The sequence below is a fragment of the Porphyrobacter sp. ULC335 genome, from assembly GCF_025917005.1.
Lineage (GTDB): Bacteria > Pseudomonadota > Alphaproteobacteria > Sphingomonadales > Sphingomonadaceae > Erythrobacter.
Genome location: NZ_CP078091.1, coordinates 2,066,916 through 2,090,475, shown reverse-complemented (window position 1 = coordinate 2,090,475; position 23,560 = coordinate 2,066,916). Strand labels below are relative to the sequence as shown.

Below are 23,560 nucleotides of genomic sequence, written 5' to 3'. Positions count from 1 at the left end.
GTACCGACCGGCGCTGCTATGAATGGGAAGCGGCGCGCTTAGGCGGGAACACAGCCGATTGCAACCACTCTTGCGAAATCACTCGTCCTTGTCTTCGACCGGGGCCGGAACCAACGCCGCATACTCGGCAAGCTTGCGCTGCTGTGACGCCAGATCGCCCGCGCCGGATGCACGCCGTTGAGCGTCTGACAACAAGGCGCTGTCATAAGGCTCCATTGTCACGCCGCCTTCCGGGGGGAATCTGTATTGCGTGCCGTAGACCTGCGCCTGACCTGAACTCTGAAGATAGCGATCAAGCGTGGCCGCTGCGATCCACTCGGCATCTTTGCGGCCTAGCGCCAACGAGCGCATGGCAAGAACGTGGGCAAACAGGTAGTCGCGCGGCTCGGAGCCATGCTGGAAGATGAAGGCTGCACCGAAGAAATCGGCCGCCGTCGTCAGCTTGCCATCGTCATACAGCGAACGCGTGCGCCGCCGCCGCTCCGCGTCCGCCTGCGCGGCGGCCTCGTAATCTTCGGTGTCGGCGCTTCGTTGCGATTGGTCTGCTGCGAACATCGCAGCTATTTCGGCGTTGTCTTGCGCAGGTTCCTGCGCTGCGGCCATGCTCGCAAGCGACAGCGCTAGGCCAACGACAACCCAACGTGGCAAATAGCTCCGGAAAATCAAAATGAACGTTCCCTGCAGGATCGTGAACCGTCAGCTCGAAGGCGGATCGGTCATCATGGCGGTGAATTCGACCTCGCAGGTGGTCTTCCCCTCAACGCTGGCCACGCCCTTGAACTTGTAGACACGGCTGCGCTTCTGGGTGAATTCCACATGCAGATCGAGCAGGCAGCCGGGCGTCACAGGAGCGCGGAACTTGGCGTTCTCGATCCCCATGAAGATCACCAGCTTGCCGGTGCCCGCCAGTTCCATCGTCTCGATCCCGAGGATGCCGGCGGCCTGCGCCAGTGCCTCGATCTGGAGCACGCCGGGCATGATCGGAGCGCCGGGGAAATGGCCCTGGAAGAACTGCTCGTTCATGCTCACGGCCTTGACCGCGTGGATCCGCTCGCCGAGCGTGATCGACTTCACCCGGTCGACGAGCAGCAGCGGGTAGCGATGCGGCAAGGCCTTGAGGATCTTGACGATGTCATAATCGAGCACTTCGCCCGCTGCGCTACCTGCTTCGCTCATCACTCAGTGTCCGCGCTGAATCAACGACCGTCGGGAGCGACGGGCGCGCCCTGTGCAGCCTGCTGCTGCTGCGCATATTGCGCGGCAATGGCGAGACGCTGCTGGATTTCCTGATAGACCTGCACCCCTTCGCGGGTGGGCTGCCAGCCGGCCGGCGGAACCACGCCAACGGCGGGAACCTTCACATTGAGCGCCGCAGTCACCTGCGCCGAGATATCCGCTTCGGGCGGGGCGAACAGCAGCGTACCCGGATCAAGCACCATCTTGATCTGCTGCGCGGCCACCACTTCCTGCAGGGCTGCGCCGTATTGCCCGATGATCTGTTCCACCGCGAAGATGCGCGCGCCGTCGATCTGGTTGGTGAGGCCCTGGATTTCCTGATCGATCGTCTGGAGCTTGGCGTAGTCGGGCGACTTCTGCATCGCAGCCTGCTCGGCCTCGTCGACCTGCTTGTCCCCGTTCTTGTCGAACTTGGTGAGCATGGTCTGGCGCTCCTGCGCCTTGGTACGGCGCAGTTCGTTCTGCGAGGCGTAGGTGGTGTTGACCTGATCATAAGCGGTCTGGAACGCAGTGGTGCCGATGATCGTGCGCGTGATGTCGACCGTAGCGAGACGGCCATCGACCTGCGCCTGGGCGGGAAGAGCAGCAGTGGCGGCCAGAATCAGGCCGGCCGGAGCAATAAGCTTGGCAAGACGTGTCATCAGAATTGGGTTCCTACGTTAAAGGTAAAGCGCCGCTCGTCATCACCTTCGACCTTCTGGATGGTCTGGGCAAAGTCGATGCGGAAAGGTCCGAAGGGCGAGTTCCAGTTGACCCCGATCCCGGCCGTGATGCGCGGGCTCGGCGAGTTGCCGAGGAACAGTTCGCGGATGTTGGTGCCGCCCTGGATTTCGCGGCAGTTGGGCGAGCCATCGGGCTGGGTCGGGCTGGTTGTCGGGGTGCGGGTCGGCGAACCACAGCTGCCACCGGCCGGCGGCGTGCTGAACAGCGGAAGGCCGGTCGTGGCATCAATAAGCTGCGTACCGCCCGGGCTGTTGGTGAGGACCGGGGTTTCCACGCCCCACAGCGCGCCGATATCAGCCCAGATCGAGGGGCGCAGACCCAGTTCGCGCGCACCGCTGCCCAGCGGAATTTCCAGCTCGGCGCGACCGAGATAGTAATTGCGCCCGCCGATCGCGTCGTCCCGCACATTCTGGCGCTCGGTCACGAATGTCGGATTGCCGTTGGCATCCAGAAGCGGACGATTGAAACCATCGAGGAGCGACTGCTGCGTCAGGATGCGCGGACCCACGCCGCGGATCGCGAAGCCGCGGATCTGCGGCTCGCCAAGGAAGAAGCGGTCGGTGAGCAGGACGTCATCAACGCCAGCGCCGGGACGTTCCTGCAGCGGAATGATCGTGCCGCCTTCGGCCAGAACCGAGAAGATGAAGCCCGAGTTGCCAACGTTCCAGAACTGCTGCCCACGGCCACGGAAGCGCACATAGCGCACGTCCCCGCCCAGACCTGCAAACTCGCTGCTGAGAGAGATGGTCTTGCCGCGCGTCGGACGGATGCGGGAATTCAACGAGTTGTAGTTGAGGCTGAGCCCGACGATCGAGCTGAGGCGCGAACCGATCGAATCGCACAGGAAGCGACCGGCACGCAGCGGGTCACACTCGCGGACGCCGTTGTTGTCGAGATCGGAGAAGAACAGATTCTCGTCGAGCGACACGTCGTCGTAGTTGAGCGTGTAGCTGCCGACCAGCGACATATACTCGGTCAGCGGCACGCCCGCGCGCATCGAGAAGCCGGTGGTGGCCTGCTGGAAGGTCGTGTTGCGGTTGTTGCCGGTGAAGTTGAAGCTGTTGAAATCGCGGCGGTAGATATCGATCCCGCCCGAGATGTTGCGATCGAAGATATAGGGATCGCTGAAGCTCACCTGCGCCGAGCGCGAGAACTGCGAGTAGTTGACCGACAGGCCGATGGTCTGCCCGCGCCCGCGGAAGTTGCGCTGGCGGATCGATCCGGCAAGAATGAACTGCTCGATCGACGAGAAACCGGCCGAGAACTGCAATTCCCCGGTGGGTCGCTCTTCGACATTGGCTTCGAGGATGATCCGGTCAGGCGCGCTGCCTTCGGTCTGGGTGACCTCGAAGTTTTCCTGGAAGTAGCCCAGCGAGTTGATGCGCGCAGTGGTGCGCTGCACGCCCAGCGAGTTGAAGGCATCGCCTTCAGCCAGACGGAACTCGCGGCGCACGACCTTGTCCTGAGTCAGGGTATTGCCGTTGATGTCGACCCGCTCGACATAGACGCGCGGCGCCTCGCGCAGCACGAAAGTCACGTTCATCTTGAGCGTTTCGGGATCGCGCTTGAAGCGCGGCTGCACGTCGGCGAAGGCATAGCCATAACGCCCGGCCAGCTCGGTCAGCTGTTCAACCGTGTCCTCTACCGACTTGGCGTTGTAGAAATCGCCTTCCTTCATCGGCAGCTGGGTGCTCATCACATCGCTGTCGAAGTCGCGCAGCTGGCTGTCGACCTTGACCTCGCCGAAGTTGTAGCGCTCGCCCTCCTCGACCACGTAGGTGATGATGAAGTCGCGCTGATCGGGCGTCAGCTCGGCCACGGCGGAAACGACGCGGAAATCGGCATAGCCGTTGGTCAGGTAGAACTGGCGCAGCTTCTGCTGGTCGAACGCCAGACGGTCGGGGTCATAGCTGGTGTTCGAGCTGAAGAAGCTGGTGAGGCGCGCCTGCTTGGTCACCATCTCGCTGCGCAGTTCGCCATCCGAGAACTTCTCGTTGCCGAGGATGTTGATCTGGCGGACCTTGGACTTGGGGCCTTCGCTGATTTCGAACACGATATCGACGCGGTTCTGCGGAAGCTGCACCAGCTTGGGCTCGACCTTGGCGGCGAACCGGCCCTGGCGCTTGTAGAGCTCGATGATGCGCGCCACGTCGGCGCGGACCTTGGAACGGGTGAAGATCTGGCGCGGCGCGAGCTTGATCTCGGGGACGATCTTGTCGTTCTTCAGCCGCTCGTTGCCTTCCAGCACGATGCGGTTGATCACCGGGTTCTCGGTCACGTTGATGATGACACTGCCGCCATCATTGCGGATGCTGGTATTGGCAAACAGCTCGGTCGCGCCGAGATCCTTGATCGCCTCGTCGGCGGCTGCGGCGGTATATTCCTGACCGACCCGCAGACGGATGTAGCTCAGGATGGTGGTCGGCTCGAGCCGTTCGGCCCCGACCACGGTGATGGAATTGATCACGTTGGCGCGCGGCGTGGCCGCCGGCGCGGGCGTAGGAGTGGCAGGCTGGGCGGCAGGCGCGGGGCTGGCCGGTTGGGCCTGCTGCGCCATGGCGACGGTGGGCACGCCCGCGAGGATCGATCCGCAGCACAGCAGGCTCGCCAGCCGCATGGAGGGGCGCAAGGCAGCAGGGGTGCTATTGACCGGCACTGCGCCCGTCTCGCTCATTCGGTTCATGCAGCTAAAATCCCGTTCTCAACCCTGTGCGCCACGATGCTTGTCACGCACGACAAGCCATTCTGCCAGAAACCACTTGCGCGCCCGCCCCGCGCTATCCCGTCCCGGAGGACGCCTCTGCCCGATGTACCATCCGCAATCAAGCCGCGAGCGCCGAACGCCCCGCGCGTTTCCACCGTGCGGTCAGCTTCCGAAGATCGGAAGCGAGACAATGTCATTCACGGTCACCACCACCATCAGCATGAGCACCAGCGCGATGCCGGTGCGGTAGGCCCACTCGGTCGCCTGCGGCCCCACCGGCTTTCGGCGGATCGCCTCGGCCGCGTAGAACATCAGGTGCCCGCCATCGAGCGCGGGGATTGGCAAGAAGTTGATGAATGCCAAATTAAGCGAGATCAGCGCGGCAAAGTGAATGAACGCCGCGGCGCCCATGCTCATCTGCTCGCCGGAGTATTTGGCGATCTTGAGCGGCCCGCCCAGTTCCTTGACCGAACGCTCACCCATAATGATCTGCTGGATGCCGGTGACCATCAGCCCGGTGAAGTCCCAGCTCTGCTTCGCGCCGAGCGGAATCGCTTCAAGGACGCTCACCTTTTCAAGCTCGTACTTGCCGCCCGCAGGCGCCACGCCGATCAGTCCTTCGGTGCTGACATTCCCGAAATCGTCCTTGCGTTCGATCCGCGCAGTGGTCAGCGGGACATCGATCTGTTCGCCCGCACGTTCGATCGTGAAGACCATTTGCTTGCTCGGATGGAGCGCCACCTTGGTCTTGAGATCGGTGAAATCGCGGATCGGACGGCCATCAATGGCGACCACAATGTCGCCCACCTTCAGCCCCGCTGCCTCGGCAACGCTACCTTCGGAGAAGGCGCCGATGGTGCGCGAATCCTCTTCGCCGACAATCACCGGCTTGCCGATGATCGCGAAGAAGGCGGCAAAGATGCCGATCGCGAGGAGGAGATTGGTGACCGGTCCGGCCGCAACAATCAGCGCGCGTTTCCACAAGGCGGCGCTCTGGAAGCTGCCTTCCTCAGCCGGAGCATCCGGATCGGGGATGCTGGCCGGGTTCATATCGCCCTTGAACTGCACATAACCGCCCAGCGGCAGCAGCGAGAGTTTCCAGCGGGTGCCCTGCTTGTCGGTGAAGCCCGCCAATTCCCTGCCGAAACCGACCGAGAACGCCTCGGCCTTCACGCCGAACAGGCGGCCGACTAGCAGGTGACCGAGTTCATGCAGGGTGACGAGCGGCCCGAGCAGCAGCACGAAGCCGATCACGTACATCCAGAAGGGGGGCGATTCAAACAAGGGCGTTGGTCTCCAGCAGGCTCAATGCCTGCATCCTTGCGGATTGATCGACGGCGAGCACTTCTTCAAGGCTGGCCGGGCGCGGGGCATCATTGCTGCGTGCCAGGGTCTCTTCCACCAGTGCCGCGATCCGGGTGAACCTGATCTGACCGGCCAGAAAAGCAGCAACCGCAACTTCATTCGCCGCGTTGAGGATGGCAGGCGCGCTGCCCCCGGCGCGGATCGCCTCGCGGGCAAGGCGCGTGGCGGGGAAACGCTCTTCGTCAGGCTGGAAAAAGGTCAGTTCGCCAATCGCCGCCAGATCGAGCGGGGCGAGCGGCGTTTCCATCCGCTGCGGCCAGGCGAGGCACGAGGCAATCGGCACGCGCATATCCGAAGGGCCAAGCTGTGCCAGCGTCGACCGGTCGCGGAATTCGACCATCGAATGCACCACGCTCTGCGGGTGGATGACAATCCCGAGCTTGTCTAGCCCGACGGGGAAGAGGTGATAGGCCTCGATATACTCGAGCCCCTTGTTCATCATCGTGGCGCTGTCGACACTGATCTTGGCGCCCATCGACCAGTTGGGATGCGCGACAGCCTCGGCGGGGGTAGCGGCATCAAGCTGCGCCTGCGTCCAGGTGCGAAGCGGGCCGCCGCTCGCGGTAAGGGTGATCTTCGCCACATCCTCGATGCGATTGCCATTGAGGCACTGGAAGATCGCGTTGTGTTCGGAATCGGTGGGCAGCAGCATCGCGCCGTGCCGGGCGACCGCCTGCATCAACACTTCGCCTGCCGAAACCAGCGCTTCCTTGTTGGCCAGCGCGATGGTGCCGCCCCGCTCCACCGCCGCCATCACAGGCGCAAGGCCCGCGCAGCCGACAATTGCGGCGACCGTCATGTCGGCGGGCCGCGTGGCTGCTTCAACTAGCGCCTGTCTCCCGCCTGCCGCTTCGATGCCGCTATTGCCGAGCGCCTCGCGCAGTTCCGGAAGGCAGGCCTCGTCGCCCACCACCGCCAGCTTGGCATCGAATTCGATGGCGAGCGCCGCCAGCTCCGTCGCGCTGCATTGCGCGGTCAGCGCCTCGATCTGCCAGTCATCACGATTGCGCCGCACCAGATCGAGGGTCGAAGCCCCGATCGATCCGGTAGCGCCAAGCAGGGTGAGCGAACGCGTCATCGCTGCATCATCCCAGCAAAGTGGGGATGGTGGCAATCACAAACAGCACGAAGAACACGGCGAGGAAGCCGTCGAGCCGGTCGAACAAGCCACCATGCCCCGGAATGAGATGTCCCGAATCCTTCACTCCCGCCCGCCGCTTCATCCAGCTTTCAAAGAAATCGCCGACCTGCGCGAGCACGGCGATCAACACGCCGGTGACGACCGCCATCCCCACAGCCATGGGACTGGTGCCGGGAAGGGTCGCAGGGCCAAAGTCGGTGAGTTCGACCGCCACGCCCACCAGCGCTGCCAGCGTCGCTCCTCCGCCCAGCCCTGCCCAGGTCTTGGACGGGCTGATCTTCGGCGCGATCTTGGGGCCGCCGATGGCGCGGCCCGCGAAATAGGCGCCGACATCGACCGCTATGATCGGCAGGATGAAGACCACCAGGACTTCCAGCGGGCCATAGCCAGATTGCTGGGGATCGAAGGGCAGCACCTGCCGCCCGTTCCTCACCGCCAGCATCGCAAGGGCAGCGCCGCCGATATAGACAACACCGCCGAAGAACCACAGCGTTTCGTTCCAGCCCTTGCGACCGAAGCGGCCGATCAACCGGTTCCACTCCCACAATGTGCCCAAAGCGAGCAGCATCACGAAGGCCGTCCAGAACCATCCGCCCAGCCACAGTGCCCCGCCTGCCAGCACCAGCATGACAATCGCCGATGCGAAGCGGACCGGCAGGTCGGCCACGCCTCCGCTGCCGGACTTTATCACCTCACCGTCCGCCATAGCGCCGCTCCCTCCGCGCAAAGTCATCAAGCGCCTGGGTCAGATGCTCAGGCTCGAAATCGGGCCACAGCGTATCGACGAACAGCATTTCCGCATAGGCCGCCTGCCACAGCAGGAAGTTCGACAGGCGAATCTCACCGCTGGTGCGGATCAGCAGGTCGAGCGGCGGCAGATCGGCGGTATCAAGATGCGCGGCGATCGTTTCGATGGTGACATCGCCCTCGCCGGCCGCCTTGGCCGCAGCGCGCGCAATCTCGTGCTGACCGCCGTAATTGAGCGCCACGGCGAGCGTCTGCTGGCCATTCGCCGTCTGCGCCAGCGCATCTTCGAGCATGCCGACGATATCGGGCGCGAGCGACTGCCAGTCGCCGATGATCTTCAGCTTCACATTATTGGCAATGAATTCGGGCAGGTCCGATTTGATGAACCGGCGCATCAGGTTCATCAGATCGTCGACTTCATCGTCAGACCGTTTCCAGTTTTCCGAAGAGAAGGCGTACAGCGTGAGACATTCGAGCCCGGTCGGCTCCAGTGCGCGCACCAGCCGCCGCACCGCCTCCACGCCGCGCTGATGCCCGACCGCGCGCGGCAGCGCCCGCTTCTTGGCCCAGCGGCCATTGCCATCCATGATGATGGCGACATGTCTGGCGCGCGACTGGTCCAATACCATCCTCAATACCCGTTCGCCCCGAGCGAAGTCGAGAGGCCTTGGCCCTTCCGATGATGTGTCTCTACTACGCTCGACACGAACGGCGGGCTGGCCCTCTCGGCTATGCTCACTGCGTCAGGATTTCCTGTTCCTTCTTGGCGGCTGCCTCGTCGGTTTCCTTGACGTATTGATCGGTCAGCTTCTGGACCTGCTCCTCGGACCGCTTGCGGTCATCCTCGGAGATTTCCTTCTTCTTCTCGTCGGTCTTGAGGCTTTCCATCGCATCGCGGCGCACGTTGCGGATCGCGATCTTGGCCTTCTCGGCATATTGCCCGGCCAGCTTGGCCAGTTCCTTGCGGCGATCCTGCGTCAGATCGGGGATCGGCAGGCGCAGCGTCTGGCCATCGATAATCGGGTTCAGACCGAGATTGGCGTGGGCAATGCCCTTTTCCACCGCGGTCATGTTCGACCGGTCCCACACCTGCACGCTCAGCATGCGCGGCTCGGGCGCCGAGACGGTGGCGACCTGCGAAAGCGGCATCATCGAGCCGTAGACCTCGACCACGACAGGATCGAGCAAGGTGGTGTTGGCGCGGCCTGTGCGCAAACCCTGAAGGTCGCTCTTGAGCGCTTCCACAGCGCCCTTCATCCGGCGTTCGACATCGGCCTTGTCATATTGCGGCATGGCTGGTGTTCCCTCTGTTCGTCAGCTGTCTTGCACAATGGTTTGCACGCCCTCGCCCGCCAGCACGCGGGCCAGGTTGCCCTTCTCGCGGATCGAGAAGACCACAATCGGAATCTTGTTATCACGGCACAGCGCCACGGCAGAGGCGTCCATCACCTTGAGATTGTCTGCCAGCACCCGGTCGTAAGTGACGGTATCGAAACGCACGGCATCCGGATTGTGCTTGGGATCGCTGTCATAGACCCCGTCGACGCTGGTGCCCTTTAGCAGCGCATCGCACTTCATTTCCGCAGCCCGCAGCGCAGCGCCGCTGTCGGTGGTGAAATAGGGCGCGCCAACACCGGCGGCGAAGATCACAACCCGGCCCTTTTCCAGATGGCGCTCGGCACGGCGGCGGATGACCGGCTCGCACACCTTGTCCATCTCGATCGCGGACTGCACGCGGGTCGGCACGCCGCACTGTTCCAGCGCGTTCTGCATCGCCAGCGCGTTCATCACGGTCGCGAGCATGCCCATATAATCGGCCTGCGCGCGGTCCATGCCCTTGGCCGCGCCCGCCATGCCGCGGAAGATGTTGCCGCCGCCGATCACGAGGCAGATTTCGAGCCCGGTCTCCTTGGCCGCCTTCACTTCCTGGGCAAGCTCGGCGACGAATTCGGGGTCGATCCCGAACTGCTGTCCGCCCATCAGCACCTCGCCCGAAAGCTTCAGGAGGACGCGCTTGATCGTGGGCAAGGACATGAGGCTATCGGCTTTCTGGCGGGAGTAGGCTAGCGGGGCCTTTATCGGGGTGTCACCGTGCTGCCAAGAGGATAGCGGCGAGAATGGGCAAGACAATGGTGCGCAAGCTGGTTCTGGTGTCGCTGGTTCTCGTGCTCGCACTTGCTGCCAGAGCGTGGCGCGATACCATGCGCGCACCGGTGGTCGAGCGGCTGACGGTGGAAAGCGCATCTCTCCCCATCGATGCCAAGCTGGTGCGCATCGCGCTGCTTTCCGACATCCATGTCGCAGGGCCCGACATGCCGCCCGAACGGCTCGCAGCGATTGTCGCTCAGGTGAATGCGCTCAAGCCTGATCTCATCGCAATTGCGGGCGACTTGATCAGCGAAAAGCGCACAGCCACGCGTATCTATTCCCCCGCCGAAGTCATCACCCCGCTCGGCAAACTCGCCGCGCCGCTCGGGGTTATAGTGGTGCCGGGCAATCACGATCACTGGTCGAATTGGCCCGCTCTTTCGGCCCAGCTGGCGCGCTATCCGCACATCACCGTGCTGCGCAATCAGGCTATGCAGGCTGGACCATTGGTGATTGGCGGGGTGGATGACGACTTCACCAAGCGCGCTGATCTTCCTGCAACGGTCGCGGCGATGGCGGGCAAGCGGGGCGCGCGGATCATTCTCACCCATTCGCCCGACATCTTCCCGCAGGTGCCGGTCGATGTCGATCTGGTGCTCGCGGGGCATACCCATTGCGGGCAAATCGCCTGGCCGTGGGGCGGCGCACCGGCGACCATGTCGGAATACGGCGACCTCTACGCCTGCGGCGTTACGCGCCAGCATGGCAAGGTGCTGGTGACCGGCGCAGGGCTCGGAACCAGTCTGCTGCCGCTGCGGCTGTTCACGCACCCGGAAATCTGGCTGATAGAGATACGCCCAGCGCAGAGCAGAGGCGGGTTGCCACGCGCAGCTCATGATGCAATTCTTAAACCCGAACAGTGAAATATGGGTCCGCGATGACAATCACCGAACGTTTGCGGCGGATGCAGGACGAAGACCTCGTCCGGATTGCACGCAGCCGTGAGTCCGACGGTTTCGAGCCGGAGTTCGTGGACGCTGCCAAAGTGGAACTGCGGCGAAGGGGTCTAGAGGGAGAGGCCATTGGAGAGCTTGCGGCGCAGGCCGAACAACTGGCGGCTTACGAAAAAGCGCAGCTGGATGCGCCGCTCAACTGGCCTGCACGGATAGCTTTCCTGCTGTTCGGCTTTACGACCATCGGCATCATTTTCGCCATCGCGCAGCGACATCTCGGCTATCCGCGCAAATCCTTCGAGGCCTTCGTGTGGTCGGCGGCTAGCCTCGGGTTCTGGCTGGTGATTGCGGTGTTCTTGCTGTTAGCCGATGCGACCGCAGGATAGCAAAGGGGACGCACCTTGCGGCGCGTCCCCTAGCGTTGTTCGACTGAAGTCGGTCGAGAAAGAGCCGGATCAGCCCTTAAGCGTCGCTGCCACTTCCGCAGCGAAGTCGACTTCTTCCTTCTCGATGCCTTCGCCCAACTGGTAGCGCACGTAGTCGGTCAGCTTGATCGACTTGCCCGCGTCCTTGGCGGCCTTGGCGATGTACTCTTCAACCGTTGCCTTGCCGTCCTTGACGAAGATCTGGCTGAGGAGCGCGTTTTCCTTGGCGAACTTCTTCACCGCGCCTTCGACCATCTTGGCCTGCACGTCCGCGGGCTTGCCGCTTTCGGCAGCCTTTTCGGCGGCGATCTTGCGCTCGCGCTCGATCACTTCGGCGTCGAGGCCGTCGGCATCCAGCGCCTGCGGGAACATAGCGGCAGCGTGCTGCGCGATGTCCTTGCCGAGCGCGTTGAGCGTGGCGGTATCGGCATCCGATTCCAGCGCGACGAGCACGCCGATCTTGCCGAGGCCGTCAGCTGCCGCGTTGTGGATGTAGGGCACAACCGCGCCCTGCGTCACCGACACGAGCTTGATGCGGCGGATCTGCTGGTTTTCACCGATCGTGGCCACATTCTCGGTCAGCTTGTCGCCAACGGTGCCGCCTTCGGGATAGGCAGCCGCCTTGAGCGCCTCGACGTCCACAATGCCCTGCGCCAGCGCGACAGCGGTCGCATTGCGCACGAAGCTCTGGAACTGGTCGTTCTTGGCGACGAAGTCGGTTTCCGAGTTGATCTCGACGGCAACGCCCTTGGTGCCTTCGACCTGCACGCCGACCAGACCTTCGGCCGCAGTGCGGCTCGACTTCTTCTGGGCGGTTGCGAGGCCCTTGGCACGCAGCGCGTCAACAGCCGCTTCGATGTCGCCGCCCGCTTCGGTCAGCGCCTTCTTGGCGTCCATCATGCCAGCGCCGGTACGCTCGCGCAGCTTCTTCACGTCGGCGACGGAAATATCGGCCATGGAAAATTCCTTTTCGTGTGTTGTTCGGGCGCCCGGCCCTGCCGCTCCGAAAAGAGGGCAATGCCGGGCGCGCTAGAGTGGGATTGTGACGCGGAAGCGACGAGACGTGTCGTCGCTGCCGCGTGAAGAAAATCAGGCTTCGGTTTCTTCCGCAGCCGGTTCTTCGGCGATCACGGCTTCAGCCGGGGGTTCAGCCATTGCGCCGAAATCGCTCGACACGTCGGCCTGGAACTTGCCCTTGCCGGCCAGCGCCGCTTCACCGATCGCCTGGCAGTACAGACGCACCGCGCGGCTTGCATCGTCGTTGCCCGGAACGGGGAAAGCGATGCCCGAAGGATCGACGTTGGTATCGAGGATACCGATCACCGGGATGCCAAGCACGTTGGCTTCCTTGATCGCGAGATCTTCCTTGTTGGCGTCGATCACGAACATCACGTCCGGAATGCCGCCCATGTCGCGGATGCCGCCCAGCGAGGCTTCAAGCTTCTCGCGCTCACGGGTGAGCTGGAGAACTTCCTTCTTGGTGAGACCCGAGGTGTCGCCCGAGAGCAGTTCTTCCAGCGCCTTGAGGCGGCGGATCGAACCCGAGATGGTCTTCCAGTTGGTGAGCATCCCGCCCAGCCAGCGGTGGTTGACGAAGTGCTGGCCCGACATGCGTGCGGCTTCTGCAATCGGCTCCTGCGCCTGGCGCTTGGTGCCGACGAACAGCACCTTGCCGCCCGAACGCACGGTCGATTCGACGAAATCGAGCGCGCGCGCAAAAAGCGGCACGGACTGCGACAGGTCGATGATGTGAACACCGTTGCGCGCGCCGAAAATATACGGCTTCATGCGCGGGTTCCAGCGGTGGGTCTGGTGGCCGAAGTGAGCGCCGGCCTCGATCAATTGCTGCATCGTGACGACAGGTGCCGCCATAGGTAATTCCTTTCCGGTTGTTCCTCTGGAAGGCTGGAACCGTGATGCGGAGTTCCCGCAAACGGCACCGGTATGTGCGCCTTCCATGTGAATTTGCATCGATGGTGGTCGAATACCGTCGTCGATGCGAGCGCGCCCTTAGCGGGGGAGACGCGCGAAATCCAGCCCCTATCGGCCGGTCTCATGAAAATTACCTACGGCCTGAATCACAAAGCCGCTTGACACCATGGAACATGTAGGGAACAAAGCATCAGAACAAAAGATGAACTCCTGACTTCAGAGGAACCATTATGCTCGCCATCGCCATCACCATGCTGTTCACCCTTACCGGCCTGATCGCTTCGGCGGTGGTTGCGGATAGCCTGATCAAGGCGCGGGCCGCCTATGCCCGGCTGATGCTGGAAGGCGAAGTAATGCGCGCCGGATTTGCAGTGCAGGCCGCAGCGATGGAGATGAGCCTGCGTCCGAAGACCATGGCTGCCCCGCGCCGCGTTACTGCGCAGCGGCGTCCGGCAGTGCGGCAGCCAAATCTTCCTGCCTGCGTCGCCGCTTGATCCGGCTGTATTTCACCAGACCATAAGGCATCACCGCAAGGTAACCGATGCAGATCACTGCCAGGGTCCACCACGGCTCCAGCAGCAGCGCGGCAAAGCCGAGGCCGGTAAAGGCGATCAGCGGCAGGCGGATCGACCGGCGCGGTCGCAGTGACGCCCAGCTTAGCGTCGGCATGTTGGAAATCATCAGGATCGCGATGACCGTCAGCCACGCGGCCATCAGCAGCGGATCGCGGAACAGCGCGTAGCCGGTCTCGTTCCACAGATAAAACGGCGTGAAGGCGAGCCCGGCCCCCACCGGTGCGGGCACCCCGGTCAGGAACCCGGCGGACTTGTGCGGCTGATCGTCCATGTCGATCCGCGCATTGAAGCGGGCGAGGCGCAGCGCGCAGCAAATCGCGAAGGCGAGCGCGGCAAACCAGCCGAACCGCTCCCAGTCCTTCAGCGACCACAGAAACAGGATCAGCGCCGGGGCCACCCCGAAAGACAGCGAATCCGCCAAGCTGTCGAGCTCGGCGCCGAACCGCGACTGGGCGTTGAGCAGCCGCGCGATCCGCCCGTCGATCCCGTCAAGTACGCCCGCCAACACCACCAGCGCGATCGCGAAAGCCCATTGCCCGTCAATCGCAAAGCGGATGCCCGTCAGGCCCGAACACAACGCCGCAGCAGTGATTGCATTGGGCAGCATTGCCCGCAGCGTCAGCCCGCCAGCACCCGCTCCGCGTACTGGAACCACCACATCCTCGTCCTCGTCCTCGGCCGCCTTGGGGCCAAGCCGCGCGGTCAGGAACCGCGCACCGGGAAGCTTACGCGCAGCACCCTTGCGCGGCGATCGGGGCGGACGGCTCATTGCGAAATTCCCTCGATCAATCCGCGCTGGCCGATTTCGGCAATGACGGTCTCGCCCGCAATGACGGTCTGGCCGACCATCACTTTGGGATCGGTCCCCGCCGGAAGATAGACATCGACGCGGCTGCCGAAGCGGATCAGGCCAACCCGCTGTCCCTTGGCAAGCATGTCGCCCGGTTTGACGAAGGGCACGATCCGCCGCGCCACCAGCCCGGCAATCTGGGTGAAGCCGACCCGCAAGCCATCGCTGCGTTCGATCAGCATATGCTGGCGCTCGTTCTCTTCGCTCGCCTTATCCAGTTCGGCGCTGATGAAGCGGCCGGGGATATAGACCACCCGCCGCACCGTACCGCCCACCGGCGTGCGGTTGATGTGGACATCGAACACGCTGAGGAAGATCGACACGCGCGTCACCGTACCGGACGGCAGGCCGGGATAACCCGATCCATCGTCGATCTGGAGTTCGAGCGGCGGTTCAACCTCGGTGATCAGCGTCACCATGCCATCGGCAGGCGCGATGATCGCACCATCGCTTTGCGGCACGACGCGCTCGGGATCGCGGAAGAAAGCGAACACACCGAAGCTCAGCAGCAGCAGCGGCCAGCCGATGATTTCCCAGTCGAGAACGAGGAGGAAAAACAGGCTTGCCGCCGCGGCGATCAGCCCGAACTTGCGCCCTTCCGGATGGATCGCGGGCCATTCCCAACCTGCCTCGCCGCGGCCTTTGTTATCGAGGATTTCGCCTGCCATCGGTCAGCTTCTAGGGGCAGGTGCCAGCCCCCGCAAGGACGCTAGGGAGTTCAAGCCACCTTGCGCACAAACACGGTGCCGGCCGAATAGCCCGCCCCGAAGGAGCAGATCAACCCGGTGTCACCCGCCACAAGTTCTTCATTATGCTGGTGAAAAGCAATGATTGACCCCGCACTGGACGTGTTGCCATAGGTATCGAGCACGGTCGGACTTTCATCCTCGTTCGCCTCGTGGCCCAGCACTTTTTGCGCGATCAGCCGGTTCATGCCTGCGTTGGCCTGATGCAGCCACAGGCGGCGCAGAGTGGCCGGATCAATGCCAAGACGCGCGGCTTCATCAAGGATCATCTGCGCCACCATCGGCACCACCTCCTTGAAAACCTTGCGTCCTTCCTGAACGAACAGCTTGTCCGCGCCGCCTGCGCTTTCTGGCGCGGCGCGGTTGAGGAAGCCGAAATTGTTGCGGATGTTGTTGGAGAACACCGTCTTCAGTTTGGTCCCCAGAATTTCCCAGTGCTGCGCGGGCGCAACGGCCGCATCTTCCACCAGCACGGCGGTCGCCACGTCGCCGAAGATGAAGTGGCTATCCCGGTCCCGCCAGTTGAGGTGACCCGAGGTGATTTCGGGGCTCACCACCAGCACGCTTTTGGCGTTCCCGGCGCGCACATAATCTGCGGCAGTCTGGATGCCGAAGGTCGCCGAGGAGCAGGCGACATTCATGTCGAAGCCGAAGCCTTCGATGCCCAGCGCCTGCTGGATCTCGATCGCCATCGCCGGATAGGCGCGCTGCATATTGGAAGCCGCGCAGAGCACCGCATCCACATCTTCCGGCTTGCGGCCCGCGCGCTCCAGCGCCTGCTTTGCCGCAGCAACGCCGATTTCGGCCATGACGGACAGCTCGTCATTGCTCCGCTCGGGCAGGCGCGGACACATGGTGTCGGGATCGAGGATCGGCGCCTTGCTCATCACGTGGCGCGCCTTGATCCCGCTCGCCTTCTCGATGAATTCGACCGAGGAATAGGCCAGCGGCTCGGCGTCGGGGTTCGCTGCGTTGTGGTGGTCGACGAAAGCGTTGAAACTGGCGACCAGTTCTTCGTTCGTGATACTGTCCGCAGGGGTGAACAACCCGGTGGCGGAGATGACGGGGCGGCCGGTCAGGGTTGCAGTCATGGGGAGTTGCGCTTCCTGCATGTGACTCTCTTGCGTGGGACGCGCGCCTTACTGCTCGCCCTCACCCGCCGCAAGCCCCGCTTCCCCGGGCACGAGGTCGAGCACCTCGCGCAGCAGCGGATTGGGGAAGGTGCGCGCGATGGTAACGGCGTAGAACTCTTCCGTCAGGCCAGGCAGCTGCGCCAGTTCGTAAAGCACGCCGGTGGCCAGCTCGTCACGCACAACAATCGGCGGAATCACCGCCACGCCAGCGTCCGAGCGGGCGAGCAAGCGCAGCATCGCCATGTCATCCGCCTCGGCGGCGATACGCGGGACGATGCCCAGGCTTTCGGTCAGTGCGTCGAACCCGGCGCGCAGTGCGGTTTCCGGAGTGGGGAGGATCAGCGGTGCACGGGACAGCAGCACCGGCAGGCCCTGCGCCGCCAGCGCCAGTCGCGTGCGTGCGCCGACCAGACTGACCGGCTGTTCGGCAATACGCCGCACCAGATAGGGGCTCGCCGCGTCGCGCGCAGGCACCTGATTGGTGAGCAGCACGTCGATCCGCAGCGCGTCCAAGGCGCGCAGCAGGCTCGCCTGCGTGCCAGAGCGCAGCACCACCTCGACATCGTCGCGGCCCAGCAGCGGTTCGAGAAAACCCATCTGGAAGTTGCGCGACAGCGTTGCCAATGCGCCGATGCGCAGCACCTTCCTTTGACCCCCGACCGCGCGGAAGGTGGCGGTCAGCTGTTCGGAGGCGCGGAAGATCTGGTCGGCATAGTCGAGCGCGATCCGCCCCGCCTCGGTCAGCACCAGATTGCGACCGCGCCGTTCGAACAGGTCATGGCCAAGATCAGCCTCCAGCGCCTTGATCTGGGTCGAAACTGCGCTCTGCGAGATGTTGAGCGCTTTGGCGGCAGCTGTCAGCGTGCCCTCACGCGCGACAGCACGGAACAGGCGCAGGTGGTGCAGATTGAGGCTCGCCATGGTGCATTCCCGTCTGATCGTTCGTTCTTGGAGAACGATTGACGACAAAATATGTATTTTCTTTAATTTTGTCCATTCCCTATCCGCACCCCGTCGATCCTTTCCCGCTGACGGAGTGCCCGCACCATGCCCGACACCCTCGCCCTGACCATGCTTGCCCCGCTTGCCCTGCTGCCCGGCATTTTCCTTGCGATCATCCGTCCCGGCAAGCGTCCGGGAAGCCTGCCCGTCTGGTCGGAAAGCTCGGCCTTCGCCGCCTTCGCGCTGGCGGTGACGGGGTTGTTGCAGACGGCGCTCGGCACCACCGCAGGCGTTGCCGTGTTTGCAGCGCCCTTCACTCTCGGCCTGCGCGCCGATCTGGTCGCCGCCAGCATCGCCGCGCTGGTCGGCTTCATCGGCTGGATCGTGATGCGCTACAGCCGCACCTATCTCGATGGCGAGGAGCGCGAGGGCGCGTTCCACGGGTTGATGCTGACCACCCTTGCGGCCGTGCTGGTGTTCGCTCAGGCGGGCACGATCCCCACCCTAATCCTTGCGACCATGGCGGTCGGCCTGACCCTCAAGCGCCTGCTGCTGTTCTACCCCGACCGGCCTGAAGCCCAGCGCGCTGCCACCAAGTTTGCCGCCGTATGGCATACCGGTGACGCGATGCTGGTGATCGCCGCAGGACTGCTCTTTGCCCGCTTCGGCACGCTTGATGTGGCCGCGCTGCCCGCCGGTGCCGCCGCGACCGGCCTCGGCCTTGCCGGAACGCTGGGCGTTGCCGCCATCGTGGTCGCCGCCGCTCTCAAGACCGCCGCCTTCCCGCTGCACGGCTGGCTGACCGAAGTGATGGAGGCCCCCACCCCGGTCTCCGCCCTGCTTCACGCCGGGATCATCAATTCGGGCGGCGTGCTGCTGATCACAGCCGCACCGCTGGTACAGCAGAGCACCGGGGCAATGGCCGCGCTGGTGATGATCGGCGGCCTCACCGCGCTATTCGGCGCGGCTGTCATGCTCACCCAGAGTGCGATCAAGACCGCGCTCGCCTGGTCGACCGTCTCGCAGATGGGCTTCATGCTGCTGCAATGCGGCCTCGGCCTGTGGACGCTGGCACTGCTGCACATCATTGCCCACTCGCTCTACAAGGCGCACGCCTTCCTCTCGTCGGGAACCGCCGTGACCGAGGTGTCGAACATCCGCCGCCCCGGCCCTGTCGCGGTGCCAAGCGTGCCCGCAGTGCTCAAAAGCTTCGCGCTGGCGCTCGCCATCTTCGCTGCGATTGCCACGGCTTTCACCTTCGCCTTCGGCCCCAAGACCCCGCAGGCGCTGGCGCTAGGCGCGATCCTGATCTTCGGCGTCGCCTACCTCGTCGCGCAGGGCCTGGCCGACCGCGCACCGGTCGCCCTGACCAAGCGCACCGCTGCTTCGGCGCTGGCCGCTGCAATCGGCTACTTCAGCTTCCAGACTCTCGCGCAGAGCATCTGGGGGCCGCTGCTGCCGGCCGCGCCGCAGCCGACTGATCTGGAATGGGCGATGCTGGTGATCGCTGTCGCCAGCTTTGGCCTCGTCGCCTTCGCACAGGCCCTGTTCCCGCTGTGGGCGCACCATCCCGCCACTGCCGGGCTGCGGGTGCACCTCGCCAACGGCCTCTACCTCAACGCCCTGCTCGATCGCGCGATCGGCGGCTTCCGCACCACCACGCGCTGATCCTCGCACCAAGGAGACCTGCCATGCTGATGAACCATGCTGACATCGCCCCGGCCCGCTTCTCGGCGGTGCTCGAAGCCGCAGAGGGCGCCGGACGCGCCATCCCTCCCGCCTTTCCGCTGGATGCGACGGTGGCGGTGAACCCTTTCCTCGGCCAGACCGACGAAGGCCTCGCCACCGCCGCTGCGCGGCTGGCACGGGTCGCAGGCGTGCGCCTGACGCGGACCGGCGCGGACTATGTGGCCGCCATCACCGACGGCCGCATCAGCGCCGATGACATGGCCGAAGCGCTCGCCGCGTCGCCCTCGCCGCTCAAGCCGGGCAATGTCACCGCGTTGCGCGAAGTGGCGGAATCCCTTGGCGAAGGCCCCGCTCCCCGCGCTCTGCCGACCGTGGCCGACCTTGCGGCCGAAGCCACCGGGATCGACTGGCCCGCGCTGATCGACAAGTGCATCGGATTGTGGGCTGCGGGCCATTTCGACCGCGGTCAGGCGCTGTGGTCGCCCGCGCCCGGTGCCGAGGCCTTCACCGCATGGCGCGGCTGGGCGATGCATGACCTGACCCCGGAAATCGCCGGGCTCGAAGGCTTCTGCGCCCATGTCGCCTGCGCCCCCGATACGACCGAGCGGGCTATCCTCTCGGCTGCTGAAACGCTCGGCATTGTCGATGCCGCCGCGCCGACTGCTTTCCACCGTCTCGCCATGAGCCTCGGCGGCTGGGCGCAGCACGCGCGCTGGCTGCTGTGGCAGGCCGAGCTTGCGGGCGGAACCGACCGCACCCTGATCGACCTTCTGGCGATCCGCCTGATCTGGGACGAGGCGCTGCTGGTGCAGACCCCCGCCATCGCCGACAAGTGGGCCGCCACCGTTGCCGCCCATGCCGCACCGGTCGCCGCCAGCGCCGATGATGTCGCGCTCGCGATCCTTCAGGACGCGGCCGATCGCGGCCATCAGCGCCGCCTCGTCGCCGCACTGGATGGTGCAACACCCGCCGGCGCGCGTCCCTTCCTGCAGGCCGCCTTCTGCATCGACGTGCGGTCCGAAGTGTTCCGCCGCGCGCTCGAAAGCGTCGACAGTTCCGTTGCAACCATCGGATTTGCTGGCTTTTTCGGCCTGCCGCTGGCGCACCACGCGCACGGCTCGGACATCCTCGAAGCGCGCCTGCCGGTGCTGCTCAACCCAGGCGTCCACACCACCAGCGCGGGCGATCCGGCCAAGGATCAGGCCGACCGCATTGCCGCGCGGGGGCTGCGCGCATGGGGCCGCTTCCGGCAGGCTGCGGTTTCGTCCTTTGCCTTTGTCGAGGCGATGGGGCCGGTCTATGCGGTCAAGCTGGTGAAATCGGCGCTGGGCTTTACCCCCGCCGCCAAGCCCGAACCCGCGCCTGAAGTGATCGGCGGCATGAGCGCCGAAGCCAAGGCCGATACCGGCGCGGCGGTGCTCAAGGCGATGAGCCTCACCAAGGGGCACGGCGCAATCGTGCTGCTGCTCGGCCACGGCGGCAACACCACCAACAACCCGCATGAAAGCGCCTATCACTGCGGCGCCTGCGGGGGCTACACCGGCGAGGTTTCGGCCCGTCTGCTCGCAATCCTGCTCAACGATCCCGAGACCCGCGCCGGTCTGGCCGAACGCGGTGTCGAAGTGGCAGACGATACGCTGTTCGTCGCCGGTCTGCACGACACCACCACGGACGACATCACTATCTACGAAGATGGCTTGCCCGCCGCGCGTAGTGCCGATCTCGCCAAGGTGCGCGGGTGGCTGGCGCAGGCGGCCAAAATCGCCCGCGCCGAGCGTGCGGTGCGGCTCCCCGGTGCGCGCTGGAACACCATCGCCGCCCGCGCCCAGAACTGGGCCGAGATCCGCCCCGAATGGGGCCTTGCGGGCTGCGCAGCCTTCATCGCCGCCCCGCGCGAGGCAACCGCGGGCCGCGACCTTGGCGGGCGGGCGTTCCTGCATTCCTATGACTGGCAGGCGGATGAAGGTTTCGGCACGCTCGAACTGATCATCACCGCGCCGGTGGTGGTGGCGAGCTGGATTTCCCTGCAATATTACGGCTCCAGCGTCGCGCCCGAGATGTTCGGCGGCGGCAACAAGCTGATCCACAACGTGGTCGGCGGGATCGGGGTGATCGAAGGCAATGGCGGCAAGCTGCGCCCCGGCCTGCCCTGGCAGGCGGTGCACGATGGCGACGGCCTCCAGCACGAACCGCTGCGCCTGTCAGTGATGATCGAAGCCCCGCGCGAGGAAATGATCCGCATCCTCGAAAAGCACCCGGGCGTGCGCGCGCTGTTCGACAATGTCTGGCTGCATCTCTTTGCGATGAAGAACGGCAAGGTCGACGCGCGCTATCTGCCGGGGCTCAGCTGGGAAGACCAGACGGCCCAATCGCTGGCTGCCTGAGGGGGCGAAACGTCAGCGCCGTCGCTCGTCTGGGGTCGCGACCTGCCGGATCACCGGCGGGGAGAACAGGCGAGCGGCGGCAGCTGCTTCTCCCCCGCCGACAGGGTTCAGTGCCCATGGCCTCGCTGCAGCCGCACCCAATGGGCTGCCATCAGCAGCGCCGCGCCGTTGACGGTCAGCGCCTGCTCACCGGTCTCGCTGCCGATTAACAGGCCGCCGATCAGCGAGGCGAAGGCGGTCAGAACCAGCGCAATCTGCCATTTTGCCGGAGTCCCGCGTAACAGCGCCGGCCCGCTCACCAGCAACACCGGCATGATCAGCGCTGCGTGGAGCCATTCGCTCTCGCGTAGAGCTTCTGGCACGGCGGCAAGCATGACCACCGGCAGGCCAGCCAGCAGCCACGGCAGCGCGAGGCAATGCACCAGGCACAGCGCCGACAGGCCCATGCCGAAACGGTGCCATGGCGCCTCGCTGCGCGCTTGCGATGGTGAAGCTGACATGTGATATCCCTGTTGCGTTATGATACAACATTACGTAATGGCCTGAGGCCTTATTACAAGCCTCAGCCAACAGGATATCCGCATGACCGCCTCCAGCCCCGCACTTGCCGACAACCGCCTCCCGGTTACCGTGCTCTCCGGCTTCCTTGGCGCGGGAAAGACCACGCTGCTCAACCACATCCTCGCCAACCGCGAGGGCAAGCGCGTTGCGGTCATCGTGAACGACATGAGCGAGGTGAATATCGACGCCGATCTGGTGCGCGGAGGCGAGGCGGCGCTCAGCCGGGCGGAGGAAACGCTGGTCGAAATGACCAATGGCTGCATCTGCTGCACCCTGCGCGATGATCTGCTGAAGGAGGTGCGCAAGCTGGCCGAGGAAGGCCGCTTCGATTACCTCGTGATCGAAAGCACCGGCATTTCCGAACCCCTGCCCGTGGCAGCAACTTTCTCGTTCCGCGACGAAGATGACGAATGCCTTGGCGATGTCGCGCGGCTCGATACGATGGTGACGGTTGTCGACGCGCTCAACCTGCTCGCCGATTATTCGAGCACCGACCTGCTCAGCGCGCGCGGCCAAACCGCGGGCGAAGGCGATGATCGCAGCCTTGTCAGCCTGCTGGTCGAACAGATCGAATTCGCCGATGTCGTGATCGTCAACAAGGCGAGCGCCGTGCCGCCGGAACAGCTCGCCACGGTCAAGCAGGTGGTCGCATCGCTGAACGCCGATGCACGGATCATCGAAGCCGACTTCGGCACTGTCGCGCTCGATACGATCCTCGACACCGGGCTCTATGACGAAGAAGCTTCCGAACAGCACCCGCTGTGGATGAAGGAGCTTTACGACTATGCAAGCCACCGCCCGGAAAGCGAGGAGTATGGCGTCGAAAGCTTCGTCTACCGCGCCCGCCGCCCGTTCCATCCGGCATCGTTCTACCGGTTTCTGACCGGCGACTCGCTCGACAAGGTGATCCGCGCCAAGGGCCATTTCTGGCTTGCCACCCGCAGCGAGTTCCTGGGGGAACTGGCGATTGCCGGGCATCAGAAAAGCGTGAGCCGCATGGGCCGGTGGTGGGCCGCCGTGCCCAAGAACCGCTGGCCGGATGACGGCACCTTCGAAGAATTCGTGATCCGCCACTGGGACGCGGTGTGGGGCGACCGGCGGCAGGAACTGGTGTTCATCGGCATCGGGCTGGACAAGGCTGCCATCACCAAGGCGCTCGACGGTTGCCTCCTTCCCGCGAACGAATTCACGCCCGAAAAGTGGGAGCGGCTGAACGACCCCTTCCCCGCCTGGGGCGAGGCCCAGACCGCGCTGGAGCCTGCGGAATGATCGCGGCACGGGAAATGCGCATGGACCGATCGGCGCCGAAGCCCGGCCATTCCTGCACACCGCTGACGAACCGGGCCAGATCAATCTAGGAAGGCTG

General features: G+C 64.5%; 23 protein-coding genes. 6 read left to right on the top strand and 17 right to left on the bottom strand.

Translation table 11 applies throughout. The features are described from left to right. Positions 1 to 78: 78 nt before the first annotated feature. The 10 genes from KVF90_RS09945 to pyrH all read right to left on the bottom strand — a co-directional run bounded on the left by KVF90_RS09945 (position 79) and on the right by pyrH (position 9,950). A complete protein-coding gene (locus KVF90_RS09945; protein WP_264391427.1) occupies positions 79 to 555 on the bottom strand; it encodes a hypothetical protein in 477 nt (158 codons plus the stop codon). 141 nt (positions 556 to 696) lie between these two features. After that, positions 697 to 1,176 (bottom strand): 3-hydroxyacyl-ACP dehydratase FabZ, encoded by a 480-nt coding sequence (fabZ, locus tag KVF90_RS09940; RefSeq protein WP_264391426.1) that lies wholly within the window; start codon positions 1,174 to 1,176, stop codon positions 697 to 699. A 20-nt stretch (positions 1,177 to 1,196) separates the two neighbouring features. Next, positions 1,197 to 1,877 (bottom strand): OmpH family outer membrane protein, encoded by a 681-nt coding sequence (locus tag KVF90_RS09935; RefSeq protein WP_264391425.1) that lies wholly within the window; start codon positions 1,875 to 1,877, stop codon positions 1,197 to 1,199. Next, entirely contained in the window at positions 1,877 to 4,633 is a 2,757-nt protein-coding gene (gene bamA / locus KVF90_RS09930) for an outer membrane protein assembly factor BamA (RefSeq protein ID WP_413677028.1), read from the bottom strand. Before bamA ends, KVF90_RS09935 begins: the two co-directional genes overlap by 1 nt. Positions 4,634 to 4,825: 192 nt before the next feature. Continuing rightward, complete coding sequence (rseP, locus tag KVF90_RS09925) at positions 4,826 to 5,923, bottom strand: RIP metalloprotease RseP (protein WP_264394473.1); 1,098 nt, start codon at positions 5,921 to 5,923, stop codon at positions 4,826 to 4,828. 16 nt (positions 5,924 to 5,939) lie between these two features. Further along, a complete protein-coding gene (gene dxr, locus KVF90_RS09920; protein WP_264391423.1) occupies positions 5,940 to 7,106 on the bottom strand; it encodes a 1-deoxy-D-xylulose-5-phosphate reductoisomerase in 1,167 nt (388 codons plus the stop codon). A 7-nt stretch (positions 7,107 to 7,113) separates the two neighbouring features. After that, positions 7,114 to 7,875 carry a phosphatidate cytidylyltransferase gene (locus KVF90_RS09915; RefSeq protein ID WP_264391422.1) on the bottom strand — a complete coding sequence of 254 codons (762 nt, stop codon included), beginning with the start codon at positions 7,873 to 7,875 and terminating at the stop codon, positions 7,114 to 7,116. Next, entirely contained in the window at positions 7,862 to 8,545 is a 684-nt protein-coding gene (uppS, locus tag KVF90_RS09910) for a polyprenyl diphosphate synthase (RefSeq protein ID WP_264391421.1), read from the bottom strand. The genes KVF90_RS09915 and uppS overlap by 14 nt, the downstream gene beginning before the upstream one ends. Positions 8,546 to 8,651: 106 nt before the next feature. Then, positions 8,652 to 9,209, bottom strand: a complete 558-nt coding sequence (frr, locus tag KVF90_RS09905) for a ribosome recycling factor (RefSeq protein WP_264391420.1) — start codon at positions 9,207 to 9,209, stop codon at positions 8,652 to 8,654. 21 nt (positions 9,210 to 9,230) lie between these two features. Continuing rightward, positions 9,231 to 9,950 carry a UMP kinase gene (gene pyrH, locus KVF90_RS09900; protein WP_264391419.1) on the bottom strand — a complete coding sequence of 240 codons (720 nt, stop codon included), beginning with the start codon at positions 9,948 to 9,950 and terminating at the stop codon, positions 9,231 to 9,233. Between the two features lie 83 nt (positions 9,951 to 10,033). Between pyrH and KVF90_RS09895 the strand changes: the two genes are divergently transcribed. After that, on the top strand, positions 10,034 to 10,927 hold the full coding sequence (locus tag KVF90_RS09895; RefSeq protein ID WP_264391418.1) for a metallophosphoesterase: 894 nt from the start codon (positions 10,034 to 10,036) through the stop codon (positions 10,925 to 10,927). A 14-nt stretch (positions 10,928 to 10,941) separates the two neighbouring features. Further along, positions 10,942 to 11,343 (top strand): hypothetical protein, encoded by a 402-nt coding sequence (locus KVF90_RS09890; protein WP_264391417.1) that lies wholly within the window; start codon positions 10,942 to 10,944, stop codon positions 11,341 to 11,343. A gap of 69 nt (positions 11,344 to 11,412) precedes the next feature. Here KVF90_RS09890 and tsf read toward each other — a convergent pair whose 3' ends face one another. Then, positions 11,413 to 12,339 (bottom strand): translation elongation factor Ts, encoded by a 927-nt coding sequence (tsf, locus tag KVF90_RS09885; protein ID WP_264391416.1) that lies wholly within the window; start codon positions 12,337 to 12,339, stop codon positions 11,413 to 11,415. Positions 12,340 to 12,471: 132 nt separating this feature from the next. After that, the gene (rpsB, locus tag KVF90_RS09880; protein WP_264391415.1) at positions 12,472 to 13,254 is read right to left on the bottom strand and encodes a 30S ribosomal protein S2; all 783 of its coding nucleotides are present in this window, start codon (positions 13,252 to 13,254) and stop codon (positions 12,472 to 12,474) included. Between the two features lie 290 nt (positions 13,255 to 13,544). Here rpsB and KVF90_RS09875 point away from each other — a divergent pair, with 290 nt between their 5' ends. After that, positions 13,545 to 13,808 (top strand): hypothetical protein, encoded by a 264-nt coding sequence (locus KVF90_RS09875; RefSeq protein WP_264391414.1) that lies wholly within the window; start codon positions 13,545 to 13,547, stop codon positions 13,806 to 13,808. Here KVF90_RS09875 and pssA read toward each other — a convergent pair. Genes pssA through KVF90_RS09855 form a run of 4 tightly spaced genes read right to left on the bottom strand, consistent with a single transcriptional unit; the run spans position 13,747 to position 17,539 of the window. After that, on the bottom strand, positions 13,747 to 14,658 hold the full coding sequence (gene pssA, locus KVF90_RS09870; RefSeq protein WP_264391413.1) for a CDP-diacylglycerol--serine O-phosphatidyltransferase: 912 nt from the start codon (positions 14,656 to 14,658) through the stop codon (positions 13,747 to 13,749). The two genes, KVF90_RS09875 and pssA, sit on opposite strands and share 62 nt — an antisense overlap. Further along, a complete protein-coding gene (locus KVF90_RS09865; protein ID WP_264391412.1) occupies positions 14,655 to 15,407 on the bottom strand; it encodes a phosphatidylserine decarboxylase in 753 nt (250 codons plus the stop codon). The genes pssA and KVF90_RS09865 overlap by 4 nt, the downstream gene beginning before the upstream one ends. Before the next feature lie 50 nt (positions 15,408 to 15,457). Continuing rightward, complete coding sequence (locus tag KVF90_RS09860) at positions 15,458 to 16,576, bottom strand: beta-ketoacyl-ACP synthase III (protein WP_264391411.1); 1,119 nt, start codon at positions 16,574 to 16,576, stop codon at positions 15,458 to 15,460. Positions 16,577 to 16,624: 48 nt separating this feature from the next. Further along, a complete protein-coding gene (locus KVF90_RS09855) occupies positions 16,625 to 17,539 on the bottom strand; it encodes a LysR family transcriptional regulator (protein WP_264391410.1) in 915 nt (304 codons plus the stop codon). 126 nt (positions 17,540 to 17,665) lie between these two features. Between KVF90_RS09855 and KVF90_RS09850 the strand changes: the two genes are divergently transcribed. Both KVF90_RS09850 and KVF90_RS09845 read left to right on the top strand, forming a co-directional pair. Continuing rightward, positions 17,666 to 19,228 (top strand): proton-conducting transporter membrane subunit, encoded by a 1,563-nt coding sequence (locus KVF90_RS09850; protein ID WP_264391409.1) that lies wholly within the window; start codon positions 17,666 to 17,668, stop codon positions 19,226 to 19,228. A gap of 23 nt (positions 19,229 to 19,251) precedes the next feature. Continuing rightward, entirely contained in the window at positions 19,252 to 21,633 is a 2,382-nt protein-coding gene (locus KVF90_RS09845; RefSeq protein ID WP_264391408.1) for a YbcC family protein, read from the top strand. Between the two features lie 107 nt (positions 21,634 to 21,740). Here the strand turns inward: KVF90_RS09845 and KVF90_RS09840 are convergent, their stop codons facing one another. After that, positions 21,741 to 22,133 carry a MerC domain-containing protein gene (locus KVF90_RS09840; protein WP_264391407.1) on the bottom strand — a complete coding sequence of 131 codons (393 nt, stop codon included), beginning with the start codon at positions 22,131 to 22,133 and terminating at the stop codon, positions 21,741 to 21,743. 82 nt (positions 22,134 to 22,215) lie between these two features. Here KVF90_RS09840 and KVF90_RS09835 point away from each other — a divergent pair, with 82 nt between their 5' ends. Next, positions 22,216 to 23,463, top strand: coding sequence for a GTP-binding protein (locus tag KVF90_RS09835; RefSeq protein WP_264391406.1), 1,248 nt, complete (start codon positions 22,216 to 22,218; stop codon positions 23,461 to 23,463). Positions 23,464 to 23,560 lie beyond the last annotated feature (97 nt).

Coding starts and splice junctions, on each gene's coding strand:
- KVF90_RS09945 (WP_264391427.1), bottom strand. CDS start 555: ATGTTCGCAGCAGACCAATCGCAACGAAGCGCCGACACCGAAGATTAC.
- fabZ (WP_264391426.1), bottom strand. CDS start 1,176: ATGAGCGAAGCAGGTAGCGCAGCGGGCGAAGTGCTCGATTATGACATC.
- KVF90_RS09935 (WP_264391425.1), bottom strand. CDS start 1,877: ATGACACGTCTTGCCAAGCTTATTGCTCCGGCCGGCCTGATTCTGGCC.
- bamA (WP_413677028.1), bottom strand. CDS start 4,633: ATGAGCGAGACGGGCGCAGTGCCGGTCAATAGCACCCCTGCTGCCTTG.
- rseP (WP_264394473.1), bottom strand. CDS start 5,923: ATGTACGTGATCGGCTTCGTGCTGCTGCTCGGGCCGCTCGTCACCCTG.
- dxr (WP_264391423.1), bottom strand. CDS start 7,106: ATGACGCGTTCGCTCACCCTGCTTGGCGCTACCGGATCGATCGGGGCT.
- KVF90_RS09915 (WP_264391422.1), bottom strand. CDS start 7,875: ATGGCGGACGGTGAGGTGATAAAGTCCGGCAGCGGAGGCGTGGCCGAC.
- uppS (WP_264391421.1), bottom strand. CDS start 8,545: ATGGTATTGGACCAGTCGCGCGCCAGACATGTCGCCATCATCATGGAT.
- frr (WP_264391420.1), bottom strand. CDS start 9,209: ATGCCGCAATATGACAAGGCCGATGTCGAACGCCGGATGAAGGGCGCT.
- pyrH (WP_264391419.1), bottom strand. CDS start 9,950: ATGTCCTTGCCCACGATCAAGCGCGTCCTCCTGAAGCTTTCGGGCGAG.
- KVF90_RS09895 (WP_264391418.1), top strand. CDS start 10,034: ATGGGCAAGACAATGGTGCGCAAGCTGGTTCTGGTGTCGCTGGTTCTC.
- KVF90_RS09890 (WP_264391417.1), top strand. CDS start 10,942: ATGACAATCACCGAACGTTTGCGGCGGATGCAGGACGAAGACCTCGTC.
- tsf (WP_264391416.1), bottom strand. CDS start 12,339: ATGGCCGATATTTCCGTCGCCGACGTGAAGAAGCTGCGCGAGCGTACC.
- rpsB (WP_264391415.1), bottom strand. CDS start 13,254: ATGGCGGCACCTGTCGTCACGATGCAGCAATTGATCGAGGCCGGCGCT.
- KVF90_RS09875 (WP_264391414.1), top strand. CDS start 13,545: ATGCTCGCCATCGCCATCACCATGCTGTTCACCCTTACCGGCCTGATC.
- pssA (WP_264391413.1), bottom strand. CDS start 14,658: ATGAGCCGTCCGCCCCGATCGCCGCGCAAGGGTGCTGCGCGTAAGCTT.
- KVF90_RS09865 (WP_264391412.1), bottom strand. CDS start 15,407: ATGGCAGGCGAAATCCTCGATAACAAAGGCCGCGGCGAGGCAGGTTGG.
- KVF90_RS09860 (WP_264391411.1), bottom strand. CDS start 16,576: ATGACTGCAACCCTGACCGGCCGCCCCGTCATCTCCGCCACCGGGTTG.
- KVF90_RS09855 (WP_264391410.1), bottom strand. CDS start 17,539: ATGGCGAGCCTCAATCTGCACCACCTGCGCCTGTTCCGTGCTGTCGCG.
- KVF90_RS09850 (WP_264391409.1), top strand. CDS start 17,666: ATGCCCGACACCCTCGCCCTGACCATGCTTGCCCCGCTTGCCCTGCTG.
- KVF90_RS09845 (WP_264391408.1), top strand. CDS start 19,252: ATGCTGATGAACCATGCTGACATCGCCCCGGCCCGCTTCTCGGCGGTG.
- KVF90_RS09840 (WP_264391407.1), bottom strand. CDS start 22,133: ATGTCAGCTTCACCATCGCAAGCGCGCAGCGAGGCGCCATGGCACCGT.
- KVF90_RS09835 (WP_264391406.1), top strand. CDS start 22,216: ATGACCGCCTCCAGCCCCGCACTTGCCGACAACCGCCTCCCGGTTACC.